This is a genomic window from Flavobacterium sp. B183 (assembly GCF_023539155.1).
GTDB lineage: Bacteria > Bacteroidota > Bacteroidia > Flavobacteriales > Flavobacteriaceae > Flavobacterium > Flavobacterium tructae.
This window is the reverse complement of record NZ_CP097434.1, coordinates 94,898-114,097: the sequence shown is the minus strand read 5'-3', so window position 1 is coordinate 114,097 and position 19,200 is coordinate 94,898. Positions and strand designations below refer to the sequence as shown.

Here is a 19,200-nt window from a genome sequence, read left to right as displayed (position 1 = left end):
TTTTTTTATTCTTGTGTAGTTTTGCTTTTAAAAAATGCGGCGAAAATTAATCCAAAAATGGCACTGATAACAATTGCAAAAACAGATCCTTTTAATAATTCAAAAGTCGAGTAAGGGCTGCTTTCTTTCATTTTGCTAATGGCTTCATTAATAGATGAAGCAGGAGCTCCAAATTTCTGCATCATGTTTGCAGTGTATTTGATCATGATTTCGTTTAAAGTATCTTTTGCGCCCGGATCAATAACGTTAAATAAAACAATATTAAATAAAGTAGAAATTAGAACCCCAATTACAGCAGCTATAAAGTAAGTGGTAAAAGCATCTTTGAAAGGGAAAACTCCTTTTAATTCTTTCTTGGTTTTAGAAAGTAAAACAATGCTGATTGTCAAACTAATTACAATACCTATGATACCCATCCACCAGGCTGTGAACAGATTCAGATCAATCGCGTATATCGTAGCAGTAAATAATGCAGATGCAATTCCAATCATTACACCGTAAGTAATTCCATTCTTTTTAATAACTTCATTGATCATATTTATATATGTTTTAAAATTAATCCACAAATATAGTAATTACGAGTACACACCAGATAGATATTAAAAATTTTAATGCAAATCGCCGACTCGTTAAAAATATTGATTAAAAGATTTGTTAATTCGAAAAAAGTTGTAAATTTGCACACTTAAAAATAATTAAAAGTTTTAAACAAAAAAAGAGTAGTGTTGTTTACACCTTTTTCTAACCATGGAAAAGCTTCAAAATAAAAATGCTCTAAACAATAAATAAAATAAAAAGATGAAAAAAGGAATTCACCCAGAAAATTACAGATTAGTTGCATTTAAAGACATGTCAAATGACGAAGTTTTTATCACTAAATCTACTGCAGATACAAAAGAAACAATTGAAGTTGACGGAGTTGAGTATCCAGTTGTAAAAATGGAGATTTCTAGAACATCTCACCCATTTTATACTGGTAAATCTAAACTTATCGATACTGCAGGACGTATTGATAAATTCAAAACTAAATATGCAAAACACGCTAAAAAATAATAGCGGTTTAAAGTTATACAAAAGCCTTCCATTTGGGAGGCTTTTTTTATTTAATAGAAACAAGTACAAGGTTTCATGTAAAGCCTCTGTTTACAAAGCTTTGCGAGCTTTGTCCCTTTAAAAAGGCATACCTGCAAAAAAAACTTGGCGAACTTTGCGTAAAATCTTAGCGCAATTAGCGGTTAAAAAAAATGTACTATATCTGTTACAGTACAAATGACACAAATAAAATAATTGTAACTTTGAACCCGATAACCAAATCAAGATTTTAACAAGTATCAAATTTAATTATTTATGAATTACATTCTTTTTGACGGTCCCGTCCGGAATGCATTATTACCTTTTACTTTTACAAGACCTGTTGCCGACATATTAATTGGAATTATGACGATTCGCCAGAAATGGGAAGCACGTCTAGGTTCGACTATAACTACCATTACCGAAGATTATTTATCGCAAAAATTTCCGATGGTAGAAATGGAAGAGAATGTAATGATCAATGCAGCGTATTTACCAAATGATGCACTTGCTGAGATGGTTTCAGATTTAAAGGCTAATCAGGCTATTTTTAAAGGGGATGATGTAATTGCTTTTTTTACGAATGAAAATCAGGAAGAAGTTGATTTTGATTCCTATGAAATTATTCCATACAATGACGCTTGTTTGACCGTAGAACATACCTGGGATATTTTTTCTAAAAACGATGCTGCCATCCGTCAAGATTTTCAGTATTTGACCGAAGACAGAAAATCGCAGCCAATCCCGAAAAGTGTAAACGTTATTGCTCCCGAAAATATATTTCTGGAAGAAGGAGCAAAATTAGAGTTCGTAACACTGAATGCTTCTAATGGGCCTATATATATAGGTAAGAATGCAGAGATTATGGAAGGAACTGTAATTCGCGGACCTTTTGCTTTATGCGAGAATGCACAGGTGAAACTAAACGCTAAAGTTTACGGAGCTACAACAGTAGGTCCCGGATCCAGAATTGGCGGAGAAGTTAAGAACTCGGTACTTTTTGCAAATTCAAACAAAGGTCATGATGGGTTTTTAGGGGATTCTGTTTTAGGCGAATGGTGTAATATTGGGGCTGACAGCAACAATTCGAACCTGAAGAACAATTACGAAGAAGTGAAACTATGGAGCTACGAAACCGAAGGATTTGCTAAAACCGGACTTCAGTTTTGTGGTTTAATGATGGGAGATCACAGTAAATGTGGAATCAATACCATGTTCAACACCGGAACAGTAGTTGGAGTAAGTGCTAATATCTTCGGAAGCGGTTTTCCACGCAATTTTGTTCCAAGTTTTTCTTGGGGCGGAGCAGCCGGTTTTACAACTTATGTGACTAAAAAAGCTTTTGAAACAGCGAAATTAGTTATGGGACGCCGAAATATTGAATTTGACGAAACAGAAGCTGCAATCTTAGAACACATTTTTGAAGAAACTAAAAAATGGAGGAAAGATTAAATTTAGACTTCTTGGATTTTTAGATCTTTAGAATATTTAGATTTTACGACTATAAGATAATTTATTTAAAAGCTTCGCAGATTTATACTCTGCGAAGCTTTTTTTTTAATTTGAAATTGGAGAAACCAATGGTCTAATAATCTAAGAAGTCTAAAAATCCAACAATCTAATTGCCTAATTATCTAATTAATCTATCTTTGCACCACGAAAAAAATGGGTTATTAAATAAACGATTAACCGATTAAACAAATTCACAGAAGATAATGATTACAGTTAACGATATTTCGGTTCAGTTTGGTGGAACTACATTATTTAGCGATGTTTCTTTTGCTATCAATGAAAATGATAAAATTGCCCTTATGGGTAAAAATGGTGCGGGAAAATCGACACTTTTAAAAATAATTGCCGGTCAAAGTAAACCTTCTACCGGAAGTGTTTCGACTCCGAAAGATGCTGTTGTGGCTTATTTGCCTCAGCATTTGTTAACAAAAGATGGCTCGACTGTAATGGAAGAAGCTTCTAAGGCTTTTGGAGAAATTTTTAAAATGAAAGCTGAAATCGATGAAATCAATGAGCAATTAACGGTTCGTACCGATTATGAAAGTGATGCTTACATGAAATTAATCGAGAGAGTTTCAGATTTAAGTGAGAAATATTACGCGATCGAAGAAGTAAATTATGAAGCTGAAGTTGAAAAAATATTAACAGGTTTAGGTTTTGAGCGCGAAGATTTTACTCGTCAGACTTCTGAATTTTCAGGAGGATGGAGAATGCGTATCGAATTGGCTAAAATTCTTCTTCAAAAACCGGATTTGATTTTACTGGATGAGCCAACCAATCACATGGATATTGAAAGTATTCAATGGTTGGAAGAGTTTTTGGTTAATTCGGCAAAAGCAGTAGTTGTGATTTCGCACGATAGAGCATTCGTAGATAATATTACGAATCGTACTATTGAGGTGACCATGGGAAGGATTTATGATTACAAAGCAAAATATTCTCATTATTTAGAATTGAGAAAAGACCGTCGTATACACCAACAAAAAGCATACGATGAGCAGCAAAAAATGATTGCTGATAACAGAGCTTTTATTGATCGTTTTAAAGGAACATTCTCAAAAACAGACGCCGTTCAGTCTCGTGTAAAAATGTTGGAGAAACTTGAAATTGTTCAGGTTGATGAAGTAGATACTTCTGCATTACGTTTGAAATTCCCGCCAGCGGCACGTTCCGGGCAATACCCTGTTATTGTAAAAGAAATGTCTAAGGCTTATGGAGACCATGTGGTGTTTAAAGATGCTAATGTTGTAATCGAACGTGGTCAGAAAGTAGCATTTGTGGGGAAAAATGGAGAAGGAAAATCGACTATGATCAAAGCGATCATGAAAGAAATTGGTGTTGATTCCGGAAGTGTTGAGATTGGACATAACGCACAAATTGGATATTTTGCACAAAACCAAGCGTCATTACTAGATGAGAATGCTACTATTTTTGAAACGATTGATGCTATTGCAGTAGGAGATATCCGTACTCAAATTAAAAATATTCTGGGAGCGTTTATGTTCCAGGGAGATGATATTACCAAAAAGGTAAAAGTGCTTTCAGGAGGAGAAAAAACTCGTCTGGCAATGATTAAATTATTGTTAGAGCCTGTAAACTTATTGATTCTGGATGAGCCTTCGAATCACCTGGACATGAAAACCAAAGATATTATTAAAGATGCCTTACGTGATTTCGACGGAACTTTAATTTTAGTTTCTCACGACCGTGATTTCCTTGACGGTTTAGCGACTAAAGTGTTTGAATTTGGAAACAAACGTGTAAAAGAGCACTTTGAAGATGTTGCAGGATTCCTGGCACATAAGAAAATGGATTCTATGCGAGAAATCGAAAAGTAATTTTCGTTTACTCTTAAGATACAAAAGCACAGAAATTGAATTTTCTGTGCTTTTTTTTATGTCTTGTAGCGAAGGAATTAAATTTCCTTAAGGGCTTCTTTCTTTTTGAAGTACAAGGCAATGTAGGCAGCTACGGCACACACGAGTCCAATGATGATCATGTTGCGGATAGAAGCTGTGGTTTGTGAAAATGTACCGTTCTCTATAATCAGTATTCTGAAAGCCTTTAAAAAATGGGTGAGCGGAATTACATTGGCAATGGCTTGTATAGTCTGTGGCATCTGACTTAAGGGCCAGGTAAAACCGCTTAGGATAAAGCTTGGTGTGGCTATTACCATTAAAATCTCGGTTGCTTTTAACTGATTCGGAACTACGATGCTGACCAGAATTCCGATGAAAGAAGCTGCCAGCACAAAAATTCCGGCAATAAAAGTAAGAGGGGCTAAGTTTTCGTAAAAGGGAAGTCGGAACCACAAAGTGAAAAGCCAGTAAATGATCCAGATTCCAAAGCTCATGATCAGGTAAGGGATTATTTTCACTGCCAGCATTTTCAGAAGAGAAGGGCATTTTTTTACGAGGTCTCTAAAAGTTCCATTTTCAAATTCTGATGCAAATGAAAGCGCCAGTCCTAATAGTAAAACTTGTTGAAGAACGGTCGCCAAAACCCCCGGCCAGAGGAAATACATATAATTAGTACTTCGGTTGTATTTTTTGATAAATGTAGTTTTGAAGGGTTCGTATTGTGAGGCAAGCAAGTTTTCCGGAACTCCTTGTTTTCTTAAGGTTTCGATCTGAACTCCCGCCTTTAAAGTGCCCAGGCAAATTTGTATGGCTGTTGAGGCATAGTTCGCAGTGAGTACATTAGAGGTGTTAACGATCGTTGTAATTTCAGGATATTTTTTGGTGAGCGTCATTTTCTCAAAATCTTTCGGAATGATAACCACACAAGTGGCATCTTTTTGTATGGCAATTTTAGATAGGTTGTTCTGGTCGTATAAAATGGAGGAGACGGATAATACTTCGTTGTCTTCAAACATCTGAATGGCTTTTGAGCTTAGTTCAGAACGGTCCTGATCGACTACAAGAATGGGTAAGTCGGTAACTTTGCCCTTTCCGTAAACGTAGCCTAATAAAACACCATATAAAATAGGTGCACCGATAAAAAGGATTCTCAGGACTTTGTTTTTCCAGAACAATTGAAATTCCCGTTTAAGCAATGAAAAGAAATTTTGCATAGTTAATGAGATAAGGTGACAGTTGTTTTCGTAATCAGATCCTTAGTTTGCTCCATATTAACAGGTGTTATTTTTATTTCAAACAAGCTTTCCTGCATTTCATAGTCAGGATAGGCCGTAGCAATATTTCCGTAGGCTCCCAGCTGTTTTATCGTTGAGATTTTCCCTTTAATGTTTTCTTTTTTATAGGGAACATGAACGGTAATTTCCTGTCCTTTTTTAAATTCTCCCAATTGATTTTCAGGAATCGTAAAGCGAAAATAAATACTGTTATCGATATAACCATTAAACAAAGTATAACCGGGTAGGGCCAGTTCGCCAAGATTTAAGGTGATGGTTTCGATACTCATATTTTGAGGAGCAATGATGTAGCGTTCCTTGTTGGCGGTTTCTACTTCTTGCAACGCTCCAAGCGCTCGGTCCTGTTGTCCTAGTGCCATTGTTTGCTGTTCGATTCGGGCTCCTTTTTTAGCATCGTCTAATTCTGCAACAACAGCGTTGTATTGTGCTTGTGCGCCCTGGTATTTGGCAAAGGTTTCATCGTAAGTTTGCTGTGATATGAGAGAATCTTTAAGCATGTTGGTCAGTCGTCTGATCGATTTTTGAGCAAATTCGTATTGTTCTTTCAGTCCCGTTCTTTTAGCTTCCAATTGCTTGATTTGGTTTTCGGTGGCTCCTTTTACAGCCATTTTGTATTGTGCCTTTGCCGAGACAACAGCTCCTTCGGCCTGACTTTTTTTAGCGTCTACTTCAGGAATATCCAAAACAGCGAGCGTATCTCCTTTTTGAACCAAATCGCCTTCTTTGACCCATATTTTTAAAATCTTGCCCGGAATTTTACTCACAACGGCAATTTGTTCTTTTTCTATTTTTCCCTGAATTAAATTTCCTTTTTCTGTCTTTTGACAGGCTATGAAAAGAAAAATGATTGCGGTGCTAATGATTGCTTTTTTCATAAAACAGAACTTTTATTTGGATAATTTTTTCGACAGATCGCCAGTGGCAATTATGGTTTCAATAGCGGCAAGTCTTTGCTCGATTAAAGTGGTGGTTTTGTTTACTGCCGCTTTATAAGAATCGTTTTCTGCTTCAAGCCGTTCCGATATGTTGATGAGACCTTCTTTGTATTGTTTTATAGCCAGATTCAAATTATTACTGGCGACTTTTTCCTGTTGCTGAGTGATGTCTATTTTTTGAGTCAGAACCGTATAATCAACAAGGTTTTTTTCAAGAAGAAGTTCAAGTTTTTCTTTCGTATCATCAATTTGATTTTGTACCTGTTCAATATTAATCTTCGCTTCGTGCACTTTGTGCTTTCTTTCAAAACCGGAAAAGACTTCCCATTTCATAGCTGCTCCCACGATCCAGTTCTGACTTATGGTCAGTTCGTTAAGACCTAAATATAAGGCCTGATTGATTCCCGTAACAATGGGAGTCGTAGCATTGGCATTGAATAAACTTGAATAGGATACTCCACCAAAAGCGCCGAGTGTGGGTAAGTAAGTTCCTTTTTCCTTCTTTAATAAATATTCATAAGCCAATTTGAAAGATTCTAAAGCTTTTATTTCCTGCTTGTTTTGTGTGCTTAATTTCTCGTCCGTAATCAAATAAGGTGCTAAGGTATACTGCACATGATCTATCTCGCTAATCGAATAACCAGTTAAATATTGAATTTTTTTATAAATTAGTTTCCGTTTTCCATCCAGTTCAATCTTTTTGGAGGAAAGTTCCAGTGCCGCTAGTTTGATCTTATCCCTGTCATACGGAATAGCAAGTCCCTGTTCAATTGCTTTTGTAACACGTTTGGTTTCCGTGTCCAGTCGGTTTTCGCTTTCTTTAATAAGTTTGTCTATTACTTTTAGTAGTTCCAGTTGGTCAAAAGTGTTGATGACTTCTTTTGTGATGGCATCTTTTTCGGATTCTTTTAAAAACACCGTTCCTTTCGTTTTCTCTGCGATGGCTTTCGCTCCGTTTGGGATTTGCATGCCGCTGAATAGTACTGTTTTGGCCATGACACTTCCTGTAAAAATGTTGCCATAGTTTTTAAAAGCGGTTTTTCCGTCAAACAAAGGATAGTTTACAATTGGAATGGTAGCTGTAGGAAGATCGACCGTGAGTTTGTTATCAAAATAAGAATATAAGGCACTGGCTTCAATTGTTGGAATGTATTTGTTCCGGACGCCTTTCTCCTGAAGATTTAATTTTTCAATATCTAAATCTTTGTTTTTTAAAGAAGTGCTTTTTTCAATAGCCTTTTGAATGGCTTCTTCCAGAGTTGAAGAAACTGCAATCTGACTTTGTACAGAGTGGAAAGAAAGAAAAAAAAGAAAAGGGAGTAAGTGTTTTTTCATTACAATTTTTATTTCTGTTATTGGACAAATCATGAAACAGGTTTTGTAAGATAGTACAAGAAATGGGAAGGAATCGAAAGAACAATTATTACAAAGTTAAGAATATAAGTCTTACATTAGTGCTGTTGAGATATTTAAAAAATAAAATGCATTTAAAACTTTTTTAGTATTTTATACTTGTATTACAGAAAGTTATCGGCTTGCATTGGAGTTTGTCTGTTTTTTCATACCTTAGTAAATGTATTTCCAAATTAACTTAATTTTAACATGAAAAAGAGTTTTTTGTTTTTGGTAGTTTTGATGGCGTATTTGTTTAGTTTGCCATCGTTTTCTCAAAATGATAACGAACCTGTTGCTTTAGGTTTGCCGGGCGATAATCTTAATTTGTATGCTGTTTTAGACGTCTTTCAGAAATCCAAAACTTTAGAGGAATTTGAAAGAGTCTTAAATGAACAGGATAGTAAGGTAAATAATCTGGATTTGAATAATGATGGCGAGATTGATTATATCGAAATCGAAAGTCAAAAGAAAGGGAATACACATGTGATTGTACTTCAGGTTGCAGTGAGCAGTACAGAAAAGCAGGACGTTGCTGTTATTGAGGTAGATAAAGATAAAAAGAATAATGTACATGTTCAGATCATAGGAGATGCGGATTTGTATGGCAAAAATTATATTGTAGAGCCTTCAGGTACTGCAGCCGGAACACCTAATCCCGGATATAAAGGAGATGCTCCCGTAATTGTAAATAATAATAATACAATCAATAATTATAATACAACAGCCGGTAATCCGGGTTATGTGACAACAAACATAAACGTATGGCCAGTAGTATTGTATTTGTTTTCTCCTGTATATGTAGTGTACCGATCTCCGTGGTATTGGGGATATTATCCTCCTTATTGGCGTCCGTGGCGTCCGGTTTATTATCATGATTATTGGGGATATCATGGGCATTACTATAGAAATCCTTATTATAGAAGAACGATCACTATAAGAAACCAGCGCTATTATAATAATTATACAACCAGAAGAAATTCATCGACTGTAGTTCGAGATTATAGAAGCAGCGGCCGTTACAATGCAACTTACAACGGAAGGGATTATAAAAGACCTGCTCCGGTAACCAGTACAAGACCAACGAGACCCGCTACCACTCGTCCCGTCAATCCGTCAACAAGACCGATAACACGTCCGACAAATCCGTCAACAAGACCGGTGACGCCAACAGATCCATCAACCCGACCAGAGGCGAGACCGTCTCGGCCAGAGAATCGGCCAACAAATCCAACAACGAGACCAATAACGCGTCCGGTAGCCCCAACAAATCCATCAACCCGACCAGAGGGGAGACCATCTCAGCCCGTGAATCGGCCAACAAATCCAACTACAAGACCAACGACCCGGCCGGTAACACGTCCTGCGACCCGACCGGCAGGTAATAGAGGTATGGCAGCGCCACCAGGTTCCAATCGTGGTTCTGGTGCCAATAGAAGGTAAGATTAAATTATAAATATTAGACTAATTTCTGATTTACAGCATTTATGAATAAAGCGCTACTATTAAAAATTATTTTTTTCTTTGTAATGTCATTTTTTATGAATGCGCAAACAGCCGCTGATAAGGAAAGTGATGTTAAATACCCACAATTTCAGTTTAAAGGGCTTTTTCAAGCGCGTTATTTGGAAAGTACCGGTAAAAATGTTGATGTTTTGGGAGCTCATCATTCTACAGGTCAAGTAACACAAAGCTCCTTTGATATTAAAAGAATGCGTGTTGGGCTCAATACCAAATTAAGCGAAGCTACAGAAGTCGTAATTCTGGTAAATCTTGCCGATTTTAAATCTGATCCCAAATCTAAAGTTCTTGAAAATGCTTACGGAAAATATACTTTTAGTAAATATTTAGCCTTGACAGGAGGGCAGTTCCGTCCTGCTTTTGGTATAGAAGAGCTGGTGCCTGTTGATATTATAAAGTCATTTGATTTTTCCAATCAGTACTATGAATTTGGTAAAAACGGATGGACAAGTTTTCAAATTGGAGCTTCGGCAACGGGAGCTTTCGATATTGGAAAGATTCCTGTTAACTATGCGATTTCTGTTTTAAATGGTAATGGAAAAAATCAGGAAATGGATAATGATAACGGAAAATTGTACACGACCAGATGGGGTTTTGGCCTGTCCAAAGAACACAAGATCAATCTGGGTCTAAATGGTGGAATCGGGAAAAGAGCCAATCAAAAAGTTTTTGCTTTGGGGATTGATATTACCAGTGATTTTAAGCTTACCGACAGATTGACTTTTGATTTGCAGATTGAATACAAGCAGGGAACCAATCATAATTTGTATTTTTCATTACCGGCAGATGCGAGAACGTCAAATGTTGACGATTATCAAATGCGGGGAATTTACTTTTTGCCTAATTTGAGATACTTGGTCGATTATAAAAAATTAACATCACTGGAGTTGTCCTGTCGTTTTGAATCGTTTGACAATAATTATAAAGTCAATTCAAATGTACGTCAGACGTATACGCCTATGTTGAGTCTTGAGTTTGGGAAAGCGTATACGGGACGAATAGAATTGGGATTTGAAATTGATCGTTTCGACAAAAATATTCCTGACACCTCATTTTATAATGACAACTTATTTTTACTTCAGTTACAACTTCGTCTATAACACAATTTAATTTCCTTTTTTTATGAAAGAAGTACAAATACCTCAAACCCTGATTACACTTGCCGTTGGACTTGCAATTTGGTTTATTCCGGCGCCAGATGGTGTTGTTGCAGAAGCCTGGCATTTGTTTGCCATTTTTGTGGCGACTATTCTTGGAATCATTTTAAAAGCAGCTCCTATGGGTACTATGTGTATGATTGCGATTGCATTAACCGCCTTTACACAGGTGCTGGCTCCCGGAGACGCTGGAAAATCGATCACTTTGGCTTTGAAAGGCTTTGGTGATAAGGTAATTTGGCTTATCGGGATTTCGTTTTTTATTGCGAGAGGATTTATCAAAACAGGTTTGGGAAACAGAATTGCTTTTTTGTTTATCAGGATATTTGGAAAAAGTTCACTTGGACTGGCTTATGGCCTTGGACTTGCCGATTTGGTTTTGGCTCCGGCAGTGCCAAGTAATACGGCAAGAGGAGGGGGGATTATTTACCCAATTATGAAATCAATGTCGATGAGTTTTGGTTCGATGCCGGATCAGCCTGAAACACATCGAAAATTAGGATCGTATCTTACTCTGAGCAGTTACAATGCAAATCTGATCGCGTCATCAATGTTTTTAACAGGAACGGCAAGTAATCCGATGTGTCAGAAATTTGCCCTTAATCTGGGAATTAAAATCAGCTGGATTTCGTGGGCAACAGCTGCGATAGTTCCGGGTCTGGTGGCTTTTTTTGTAATTCCTTTGGTGCTGTACAAGATTTATCCGCCTGAATTGAAAAAAACAGGTGATGCTCCGCAAATTGCAGCTCAGAAACTAAAAGAAATGGGAGCGATCACGCGTAACGAATGGATGATGCTGTTAACCTTTTTTATTCTGTTGTTTCTTTGGATGACTGGTGATCTGTTTTCTATTGATGCGACAACTACTGCTTTTATCGGATTGGTTATTTTATTATTGACTTCGGTGTTAACCTGGGATGATGTAAAAGCCGAAAAAGGAGCCTGGGACACCATAGTGTGGTTCTCCGTTTTGGTGATGATGGCAAGCTCTCTCAATGAACTTGGATTTATTGGCTGGTTTAGCGACGTGGTAAAAGCTGAAATAGGAGGTTTGAGCTGGCAAATAGCATTTCCTATTATTGTATTGGTGTACTTTTTTAGTCATTACCTTTTTGCAAGTGCAACAGCTCACGTGGCTGCTATGTATGCTGCATTATTGGGTGTTGGAATTTCACTTGGAATCCCGGGCTTGCTATTGGCTTTTATGTTGGGATTTGTAGGTTCTATTTACGGAACTTTAACCCATTATGGGCACGGGCCGGCACCAGTTTTCTTCGGAAGCGGTTATGTCGACCTGAAAAGCTGGTGGGTCAAAGGTTTGATAACCGGTTTGGTTATGCTCTTTATTTATATGGTAATAGGAGGGTTATGGCTCCGATTAATTGGGGATTTCTAAATACGGATTCCCGGAGGAAGTAACTCTTTGTATTCCGGATTTTTTTTAATAAACAATACAATTTTTGGGTGGATAGGCATTATTCGGAATTTCTTTTCGCTAACCACTTCCATGATGCCTTTTAGTAAAGTGTCAATTGTGACTTGATTATCAAAGCCTTCAGGGGAGTTGATTTTGGTTAAGAAAATTTTCTTTTCCTGAAAAGAATACTCCACAGAAAGTAAGCCTTCAGGGACTATGGTTTCAAATTGTCTTGCAAAAGTATTGTCTTTGATTTCCATAGTTTCAATGTGTTCCATATTTGTCATGTTTTGGGGGATTGAATTAAAAAAAATAATAGAAAAGAACATTTGATAATTTTATAAAGAACATTCTGGAAAAAATGTTTCAATATAAGTTAACGGGATTGCAAAGTTAATCAATTGATTTTCAATATAAAATTATTTTTTAATCTCGTGAAATAGCTCCGAATTGTGCATGTTTACTACTGTTGTTTGGTTTGTGGAGTAATTTATGGTGTAAGATTTGCATTGGATATTGCTAAAAAAAGTAATTTTAGCTTAAAAAAAGCGGTAACCTTAAATTCTCGTGCAGTCAAATGAGTAAAATTCCTGTATATTTTATGCCCGGCCTTGCGGCAAGTCCCGCTATTTTTGAGCGGATCAGTTTAGACGAGTCTGTTTTTGAAATGTGTTTGCTGGAATGGGAGATTCCGCAGCCAAAAGAATCTTTATCAGATTATGCTCTTCGAATTTCTAAAAACATTAAACATGAGAATCCGGTTCTGGTAGGAGTTTCTTTCGGAGGTGTCCTGGTTCAGGAAATAGCAAAACATATTATTGCGCGAAAAGTAATTATTATTTCGAGTGTAAGAAGTAATAAAGAATTTCCAAGGCGAATGAAAATCGGAAAAACTACAAAAGCATATAAGCTCATTCCGATGAAGTTAATTTTGAATATCGAAAATCTGGCGAAATATTCTTTTGGAGAAAAAGTAAACAAGCGTATTAAGTTGTATGAAAAGTTTCTCGCGGTACGGGATCTCAATTATTTGCAATGGGCTGTCGAATCGATTATTTTATGGAACAGAAGTGAAATTGATCCTAAAGTGATTCATATTCATGGAGATCAGGATGATGTTTTTCCTATAAAGTATATTAATAGCTGCATTGTAGTCAAGGGAGGAACACATATTATGATTCTTAATAAATACAAATGGCTGAATGAAAATCTGCCTTCGATCATTTTGGAAAATTAAAATTTCAAGTTTTTTAAGTTCCAAATTCCAAGTTTCAGGTTTCAAGTTTCAAGTTTTAGGTTTTTACGGGTAATATTATCATCATGAGGAACGAGGGATGATAAATTTGATCCTAAGTCAAAAACTCCATCTCACATTTCACATCTTAGACTTTATTCCGAAATCTAAAACAAAAAAAAATCCCAAACTCTCGTGGAATTTGGGATTTAAAATATTGTAATTGAAAAATTAGATTTTCTTCATTTGCTCTTTCATCATCGAGATTTGCTCTTTTAGCATTCCCTGTTTGTCTAATTTTTTAGCTTCGTTTAATAAATTAGTCGCTTCAAGTTTTCTTCTGCGTGACATTGCAACTCCGGCAAGGTTTAATTTTGCAACGGCAAGGTCCATATCCATTGATAATCCAAGTTCGATTGCTTTTTTGAAATGTTTCTCCGCCAGATTGATATTGGTTTGAGATAACATGATACCGTGTAGGTAATTGAAGTATCCTTGTTGTTTTCTTACTAAGGCAGCTTCAGGGTTTTTGATATAAGCAAGCCATTTTTTAGCTCCTTCAAAGTCTTGTTTTCTTAATTTAAGGAAGGCTAAAAGGATAAATTCGTTTTTGAAGTAAAGAAAAACAGGAATTGCAGTTAATAATATAAGGAAAATACCATTCCCGATATTACTCTCTGTAAATTGCCAAATACCAGCGACTACAAGAAGTCCGGCTAAAATAAGTTTAATATTTTTGTGAAACATAATTATTGTAAATTTGTGATTGCAAAGATAGCAAAAGGAATTAAAAATATTTTTATAAAACTACTTGCCAGAAAAAAAAGTCTTTGTATATTTGCACTCGGTTTTGGAATAATGATATTCAAAAACAGAAAAAGATATTAGATACCATTTTAAAGATACAAAACAATGAGCAAAAGAACATTTCAACCATCGAAAAGAAAAAGAAGAAATAAGCACGGATTTATGGACAGAATGGCTTCAGCGAATGGAAGAAAAGTTCTGGCGCGTAGAAGAGCTAAAGGAAGACATAAATTAACTGTTTCTAGCGAACCTAGACACAAGAAATAATGTTTCTATAAACATAAATAAGGCGTTACTTTTTTAGTATCGCCTTTTTTATACCTTGTCGGTAAAAAAATCTGCAACGTTCTAGTTTAGAATACACTACGAATGTTTTTTGAAGTACTTTTATAATAACTACACAATACAAATAAAATGCCTAAAGACACATCAATAAAATCAGTTTTAATAATAGGGTCAGGACCTATTGTTATTGGCCAAGCTTGCGAATTTGACTATGCAGGTTCTCAATCTGCACGTTCTATTCGTGAAGAAGGGATTGAAGTTATCTTGATAAACTCGAATCCAGCAACAATTATGACCGATCCAAGTATGGCCGATCATATTTACCTGAAGCCATTAACGACAAAATCGATTATTGAAATTCTGAAAGAACATCCACAAATTGATGCCGTTTTGCCTACAATGGGAGGACAAACTGCACTGAACTTGTGTTTGGAAGCTGAAGAGAAAGGAATTTGGCAGGATTTCGGAGTGAAATTAATTGGAGTTGATGTCAATGCCATTAATATTACAGAAGACAGAGAGCAGTTCAAACAGCTTTTAGAAAGAATAAATGTACCAACTGCACCTGCAAAAACGGCCACTTCTTATTTAGAAGGTAAAGAAATTGCACAGGAGTTCGGTTTTCCGTTAGTAATTCGTCCTTCTTTTACTCTTGGAGGAACCGGAGCTGCGGTAGTTTATAAAAAAGAAGATTTTGATGAGCTTTTAACCAGAGGTCTTGAGGCTTCTCCGATACATGAAGTTTTAATTGATAAAGCTTTAATGGGGTGGAAAGAATACGAGTTAGAGCTTTTAAGAGATAAAAATGATAATGTTGTGATCATCTGTTCAATCGAAAATATGGACCCAATGGGAATTCATACCGGAGATTCGATTACAGTTGCGCCGGCGATGACATTATCGGATACAACATTCCAAAAATTACGTGACTATGCAATCCTGATGATGCGTAGTATCGGAAATTTTGCAGGAGGCTGTAACGTACAGTTTGCAGTTTCACCAGATGAAAAAGAAGATATCGTAGCGATCGAGATCAACCCTCGTGTGTCGCGTTCATCAGCTTTAGCGTCAAAAGCAACGGGGTACCCGATTGCTAAAATCGCTTCTAAACTGGCTTTAGGATACAACTTAGACGAATTGCAAAATCAAATTACAAAATCAACTTCGGCTCTTTTTGAACCGACTTTAGATTATGTAATCGTAAAAATACCACGTTGGAACTTTGATAAATTTGAAGGTGCCGACAGAACTTTAGGACTTCAAATGAAATCTGTTGGAGAGGTAATGGGAATCGGACGTTCGTTCCAGGAAGCATTACACAAAGCTACCCAATCTTTAGAAATTAAAAGAAACGGTTTAGGAGCTGATGGAAAAGGATATAAAAACTACGAGCAGATTATCGAAAAACTGACTTTTGCAAGTTGGGATCGTGTTTTTGTAATTTATGATGCCATCGCAATGGGAATTCCGTTGAGCCGTATTCATGAAATCACAAAAATCGATATGTGGTTCCTGAAACAATACGAGGAATTGTATACTTTAGAGAAAGAAATTTCAAATTATAAAGTAGAGACTCTTCCGAAAGAGCTTTTGCTTGAGGCTAAGCAAAAAGGTTTCGCCGACAGACAAATTGCTCACATGATGAATTGTCTGGAAAGTGAAGTACACACTTTGCGTATGGATAAAAATATCAACCGTGTGTTTAAACTGGTAGATACTTGTGCGGCTGAGTTTAAAGCTAAAACACCTTATTACTACTCGACTTTTGAGGCAGAAATTGAAAAAGCAAACGGGGAGCGTTATGTAGATAACGAAAGTATTGTAACGGAGAAAAAGAAAATCATCGTTTTAGGTTCAGGACCAAACAGAATTGGACAGGGAATTGAGTTTGATTATTCTTGTGTACACGGGGTTTTAGCAGCCAAAGAATGTGGTTATGAAACTATCATGATCAACTGTAATCCTGAAACGGTTTCGACTGATTTTGATACGGCTGATAAACTATACTTCGAACCGGTTTTCTGGGAACATATTTACGACATCATTCAACATGAGAAACCGGAAGGTGTTATCGTACAGTTAGGTGGACAAACTGCTTTGAAACTGGCAGAAAAATTATCTAAATACGGTGTAAAAATCATCGGAACCAGTTTTGATGCACTTGATTTAGCCGAAGACAGAGGAAGATTCTCAGATTTGTTGAGAGAATTACACATTCCTTTCCCGCAATTCGGAATTGCAGAAACGGCTGACGAAGCTTCTGCACTGGCAGATCAGTTGGATTTCCCACTATTAATTCGTCCTTCTTATGTATTAGGAGGTCAGGGAATGAAAATCGTAATCAACAAGAAAGAGTTAGAGGAGCATGTGATCAATTTATTGAAAACTATTCCTGGAAATAAACTGCTTTTAGACCACTATTTGGCTGGAGCAATTGAAGCGGAAGCGGATGCGATTTGTGATGCAGACGGAAACGTTTACATTATCGGAATTATGGAGCATATCGAACCTTGCGGAGTTCACTCCGGAGATAGTAATGCTACTTTACCTCCTTTTAACTTAGGAGAATTCGTAATGCAGCAGATCAAAGATCACACAAAGAAAATTGCCAGAGCTTTAAAAACAGTGGGTCTGATCAATATTCAGTTTGCGATAAAAGACGATACCGTTTACATTATCGAAGCCAATCCAAGAGCTTCCAGAACAGTACCGTTTATTGCTAAAGCTTATGGTGAGCCTTATGTGAACTACGCTACAAAAGTAATGTTAGGACACAATAAAGTAACTGATTTTGACTTTAACCCACAATTGAAAGGATACGCGATTAAACAACCGGTCTTCTCCTTCAGTAAATTCCACAATGTAAACAAAGCATTAGGACCTGAAATGAAATCGACAGGAGAGAGTATCTTGTTTATTGATGATCTAAAAGACGATCAGTTCTACGAATTGTATTCCAGAAGAAAAATGTATTTGAGTAAATAATCTCAAGTCTTACTATAAAAAAAGCTCCAGTGATGGAGCTTTTTTTGTGGTTAATTTTGGAAGTTGTTTTTGATTAATTCTAGTTTGAAATATTATTCATTTGAAGAGTACGCCATATTGTCTCTCGTATTTTTTTGTACCGAAATAGCTCCAAAAAGAGCCAATAAAAAAGCAAAAGCATAAAAACCTTTTTCACTTGGTAAGATCGTAGCGTTCCATAGGCCCACGATTAATAATACAATAGATAAAAGAGTTCCAAACCAGCAGATTCCGTAATACATATCAGTCACCGGAAGTTTTTCCAGTCTGTCTCTAACACTTTTTTGTAAGGAGACAACAGCAAAAAGACCAAACATTAAAACGGTGAAATAATATCCTTTTTCGTTTAAAAGCATTTCGGCTCTTGCAAGTCCTACTATAAATCCAACTGTTCCTGCTCCAAGAGCTACCCATGATGCCGCAATAAAGGCGTTCGATGTTTTTTGTACCATACTTAGTTTAATAATTTTGTTTTGGTTGATGAACAAATATAGATAAATTCGGGTCATCTCAAAACAAACGCAAGTAATATTATTCAGTATTATCTTCTAAAAATGTTAAATAAAAAAAGCTCCGGATTACGGAGCTCTCTTCTTTTAATATAAAGTAAGATGTTATGGTTTCATTAATTGCTGCAAAGGTTTTAATTGATCCATGTTAATGTTAGATTGTTTCATAACCGACATCAAGGTCATAATGTTGTTAGGGTTCATGTTTTTTCCTAACACACGTACCACTACAAAACCACTTTCTTTTTTGTTGGCAAAAACCACAAATTCTTCGATGTTGTCGTCGGCTCCTACATAACTTATTGATGCGCCGTCTTTACCTGAACCGACCTTCATTAATTCCTGGTATTTTGGATTTTTCAAGATCTCTTTCAGTTTGCTGCGTTCTGTTTCAAATTGCGCCTGATTTTTAGACGTCTCTTTGAAAGCCAGAATATTCATTTTATCGAATGATTTTAAGGCTTCATTTTGCTCTGCAGATAATTTTGCTTTTTCCACATTTAGAATCGATGATGAAATGTCAAGTGCAATAAAATCTTTGTTGTCTGTGTTTTCAACAAAATACTTCTGCAATGAAGGGGTAGAATTACAACTTACTAAAGTCAGTAAAACTAATAGGGCTGAGGTAATAACGTTTGCTTTCATCTTATTTTCTGCCTTTAGAAGCTTTTTTTAAGTCAGACCCACCAGGAAGCTGCATCTTATCTGTTAGTACTGAGATTTCGTTTAAGTCAAAGTTACCAATAAGAGACAGTAATACAGTTTCACTGCCCTTAGCTCCGTCGATGTACATTAGTAATTCTTTTACCTGCGTATCACTTGATCCTGATTTGATCAGGATTCTAACATTTTTACCGCCATCGTTTACTCTCATTAGTTCCTCTAAACCGGCAGTTTTTACATATTTGTCTGCAGAAGCTTTCATGTCAGCTTCAATTTTAGGATTTTTAGTGGTAAACACTTTTAAGTAGTCTAATTTTTTAATCAGATTAATGTACTGTTGCGTTTCTTTATCAGAAGTGTCGGCCTTTACTTTACTCATTAAATCAAACATTTTTTTGTTTACGATTACTGAGGTTACATCGTCCTGACCATCATATTTATCAAATGCTCCCTGAGCATAAAAAGTGTGGCTAACGAATGCTAAAACTAGTGTTATGATGAAATTTTTCATTTTGATTG

General features: G+C 36.2%; 18 protein-coding genes. 9 read left to right on the top strand and 9 right to left on the bottom strand.

Annotated features, from left to right (window positions below):
* Positions 1 to 5 precede the first annotated feature (5 nt).
* A complete protein-coding gene (locus tag M4I44_RS00575; RefSeq protein WP_202701459.1) occupies positions 6 to 536 on the bottom strand; it encodes a DUF4199 domain-containing protein in 531 nt (176 codons plus the stop codon).
* Positions 537 to 798: 262 nt separating this feature from the next.
* Here M4I44_RS00575 and M4I44_RS00570 point away from each other — a divergent pair, with 262 nt between their 5' ends.
* From M4I44_RS00570 to M4I44_RS00560, 3 genes are all read left to right on the top strand, one after another.
* Entirely contained in the window at positions 799 to 1,053 is a 255-nt protein-coding gene (locus M4I44_RS00570) for a type B 50S ribosomal protein L31 (protein ID WP_008464817.1), read from the top strand.
* A 294-nt stretch (positions 1,054 to 1,347) separates the two neighbouring features.
* On the top strand, positions 1,348 to 2,523 hold the full coding sequence (locus tag M4I44_RS00565) for a GlmU family protein (RefSeq protein ID WP_249966233.1): 1,176 nt from the start codon (positions 1,348 to 1,350) through the stop codon (positions 2,521 to 2,523).
* Between the two features lie 263 nt (positions 2,524 to 2,786).
* Positions 2,787 to 4,421 carry an ABC-F family ATP-binding cassette domain-containing protein gene (locus M4I44_RS00560; RefSeq protein WP_017498126.1) on the top strand — a complete coding sequence of 545 codons (1,635 nt, stop codon included), beginning with the start codon at positions 2,787 to 2,789 and terminating at the stop codon, positions 4,419 to 4,421.
* 77 nt (positions 4,422 to 4,498) lie between these two features.
* Here the strand turns inward: M4I44_RS00560 and M4I44_RS00555 are convergent, their stop codons facing one another.
* Genes M4I44_RS00555 through M4I44_RS00545 form a run of 3 tightly spaced genes read right to left on the bottom strand, consistent with a single transcriptional unit; the run spans position 4,499 to position 8,007 of the window.
* Positions 4,499 to 5,656: an ABC transporter permease gene (locus M4I44_RS00555; protein WP_249966232.1), complete on the bottom strand. Its 1,158-nt coding sequence runs from the start codon at positions 5,654 to 5,656 to the stop codon at positions 4,499 to 4,501.
* Positions 5,657 to 5,658: 2 nt separating this feature from the next.
* Positions 5,659 to 6,612, bottom strand: a complete 954-nt coding sequence (locus M4I44_RS00550; RefSeq protein WP_017498128.1) for an HlyD family secretion protein — start codon at positions 6,610 to 6,612, stop codon at positions 5,659 to 5,661.
* 12 nt (positions 6,613 to 6,624) lie between these two features.
* On the bottom strand, positions 6,625 to 8,007 hold the full coding sequence (locus M4I44_RS00545) for a TolC family protein (protein WP_249966231.1): 1,383 nt from the start codon (positions 8,005 to 8,007) through the stop codon (positions 6,625 to 6,627).
* A gap of 267 nt (positions 8,008 to 8,274) precedes the next feature.
* Between M4I44_RS00545 and M4I44_RS00540 the strand changes: the two genes are divergently transcribed.
* From M4I44_RS00540 to M4I44_RS00530, 3 genes are all read left to right on the top strand, one after another.
* Entirely contained in the window at positions 8,275 to 9,507 is a 1,233-nt protein-coding gene (locus M4I44_RS00540) for a hypothetical protein (RefSeq protein ID WP_249966230.1), read from the top strand.
* Between the two features lie 98 nt (positions 9,508 to 9,605).
* Positions 9,606 to 10,685 (top strand): porin, encoded by a 1,080-nt coding sequence (locus tag M4I44_RS00535; protein ID WP_249966229.1) that lies wholly within the window; start codon positions 9,606 to 9,608, stop codon positions 10,683 to 10,685.
* Between the two features lie 22 nt (positions 10,686 to 10,707).
* A complete protein-coding gene (locus M4I44_RS00530) occupies positions 10,708 to 12,138 on the top strand; it encodes an anion permease (RefSeq protein ID WP_249966228.1) in 1,431 nt (476 codons plus the stop codon).
* Here M4I44_RS00530 and M4I44_RS00525 read toward each other — a convergent pair.
* Positions 12,135 to 12,419 (bottom strand): GNAT family N-acetyltransferase, encoded by a 285-nt coding sequence (locus tag M4I44_RS00525; protein WP_371923033.1) that lies wholly within the window; start codon positions 12,417 to 12,419, stop codon positions 12,135 to 12,137. The two genes, M4I44_RS00530 and M4I44_RS00525, sit on opposite strands and share 4 nt — an antisense overlap.
* A 317-nt stretch (positions 12,420 to 12,736) precedes the next feature.
* Here M4I44_RS00525 and M4I44_RS00520 point away from each other — a divergent pair, with 317 nt between their 5' ends.
* Positions 12,737 to 13,396, top strand: a complete 660-nt coding sequence (locus M4I44_RS00520; protein WP_249966226.1) for an alpha/beta hydrolase — start codon at positions 12,737 to 12,739, stop codon at positions 13,394 to 13,396.
* A gap of 228 nt (positions 13,397 to 13,624) precedes the next feature.
* On the opposite strand, the gene M4I44_RS00515 is transcribed toward M4I44_RS00520, so the two are convergent.
* Positions 13,625 to 14,140: a hypothetical protein gene (locus M4I44_RS00515; protein WP_017498817.1), complete on the bottom strand. Its 516-nt coding sequence runs from the start codon at positions 14,138 to 14,140 to the stop codon at positions 13,625 to 13,627.
* 165 nt (positions 14,141 to 14,305) lie between these two features.
* Here M4I44_RS00515 and rpmH point away from each other — a divergent pair, with 165 nt between their 5' ends.
* Positions 14,306 to 14,467, top strand: coding sequence for a 50S ribosomal protein L34 (gene rpmH / locus M4I44_RS00510; RefSeq protein ID WP_008464848.1), 162 nt, complete (start codon positions 14,306 to 14,308; stop codon positions 14,465 to 14,467).
* 147 nt (positions 14,468 to 14,614) lie between these two features.
* Entirely contained in the window at positions 14,615 to 17,470 is a 2,856-nt protein-coding gene (gene carB / locus M4I44_RS00505; RefSeq protein ID WP_017498818.1) for a carbamoyl-phosphate synthase large subunit, read from the top strand.
* Between the two features lie 92 nt (positions 17,471 to 17,562).
* On the opposite strand, the gene yiaA is transcribed toward carB, so the two are convergent.
* The 3 genes from yiaA to M4I44_RS00490 form a co-directional block, all read right to left on the bottom strand.
* On the bottom strand, positions 17,563 to 17,961 hold the full coding sequence (gene yiaA, locus M4I44_RS00500) for an inner membrane protein YiaA (protein ID WP_017498692.1): 399 nt from the start codon (positions 17,959 to 17,961) through the stop codon (positions 17,563 to 17,565).
* Between the two features lie 162 nt (positions 17,962 to 18,123).
* Positions 18,124 to 18,663 (bottom strand): DUF4252 domain-containing protein, encoded by a 540-nt coding sequence (locus tag M4I44_RS00495; protein ID WP_017498691.1) that lies wholly within the window; start codon positions 18,661 to 18,663, stop codon positions 18,124 to 18,126.
* Between the two features lies 1 nt (position 18,664).
* A complete protein-coding gene (locus tag M4I44_RS00490; protein ID WP_017498690.1) occupies positions 18,665 to 19,192 on the bottom strand; it encodes a DUF4252 domain-containing protein in 528 nt (175 codons plus the stop codon).
* Positions 19,193 to 19,200: the final 8 nt, after the last annotated feature.

Excerpts from the sequence above, each read along its gene's own strand:
- M4I44_RS00575 (WP_202701459.1), bottom strand. The coding sequence starts at position 536 with ATGATCAATGAAGTTATTAAAAAGAATGGAATTACTTACGGTGTAATG.
- M4I44_RS00570 (WP_008464817.1), top strand. The coding sequence starts at position 799 with ATGAAAAAAGGAATTCACCCAGAAAATTACAGATTAGTTGCATTTAAA.
- M4I44_RS00565 (WP_249966233.1), top strand. The coding sequence starts at position 1,348 with ATGAATTACATTCTTTTTGACGGTCCCGTCCGGAATGCATTATTACCT.
- M4I44_RS00560 (WP_017498126.1), top strand. The coding sequence starts at position 2,787 with ATGATTACAGTTAACGATATTTCGGTTCAGTTTGGTGGAACTACATTA.
- M4I44_RS00555 (WP_249966232.1), bottom strand. The coding sequence starts at position 5,656 with ATGCAAAATTTCTTTTCATTGCTTAAACGGGAATTTCAATTGTTCTGG.
- M4I44_RS00550 (WP_017498128.1), bottom strand. The coding sequence starts at position 6,612 with ATGAAAAAAGCAATCATTAGCACCGCAATCATTTTTCTTTTCATAGCC.
- M4I44_RS00545 (WP_249966231.1), bottom strand. The coding sequence starts at position 8,007 with ATGAAAAAACACTTACTCCCTTTTCTTTTTTTTCTTTCTTTCCACTCT.
- M4I44_RS00540 (WP_249966230.1), top strand. The coding sequence starts at position 8,275 with ATGAAAAAGAGTTTTTTGTTTTTGGTAGTTTTGATGGCGTATTTGTTT.
- M4I44_RS00535 (WP_249966229.1), top strand. The coding sequence starts at position 9,606 with ATGAATGCGCAAACAGCCGCTGATAAGGAAAGTGATGTTAAATACCCA.
- M4I44_RS00530 (WP_249966228.1), top strand. The coding sequence starts at position 10,708 with ATGAAAGAAGTACAAATACCTCAAACCCTGATTACACTTGCCGTTGGA.
- M4I44_RS00525 (WP_371923033.1), bottom strand. The coding sequence starts at position 12,419 with ATGGAAATCAAAGACAATACTTTTGCAAGACAATTTGAAACCATAGTC.
- M4I44_RS00520 (WP_249966226.1), top strand. The coding sequence starts at position 12,737 with ATGAGTAAAATTCCTGTATATTTTATGCCCGGCCTTGCGGCAAGTCCC.
- M4I44_RS00515 (WP_017498817.1), bottom strand. The coding sequence starts at position 14,140 with ATGTTTCACAAAAATATTAAACTTATTTTAGCCGGACTTCTTGTAGTC.
- rpmH (WP_008464848.1), top strand. The coding sequence starts at position 14,306 with ATGAGCAAAAGAACATTTCAACCATCGAAAAGAAAAAGAAGAAATAAG.
- carB (WP_017498818.1), top strand. The coding sequence starts at position 14,615 with ATGCCTAAAGACACATCAATAAAATCAGTTTTAATAATAGGGTCAGGA.
- yiaA (WP_017498692.1), bottom strand. The coding sequence starts at position 17,961 with ATGGTACAAAAAACATCGAACGCCTTTATTGCGGCATCATGGGTAGCT.
- M4I44_RS00495 (WP_017498691.1), bottom strand. The coding sequence starts at position 18,663 with ATGAAAGCAAACGTTATTACCTCAGCCCTATTAGTTTTACTGACTTTA.
- M4I44_RS00490 (WP_017498690.1), bottom strand. The coding sequence starts at position 19,192 with ATGAAAAATTTCATCATAACACTAGTTTTAGCATTCGTTAGCCACACT.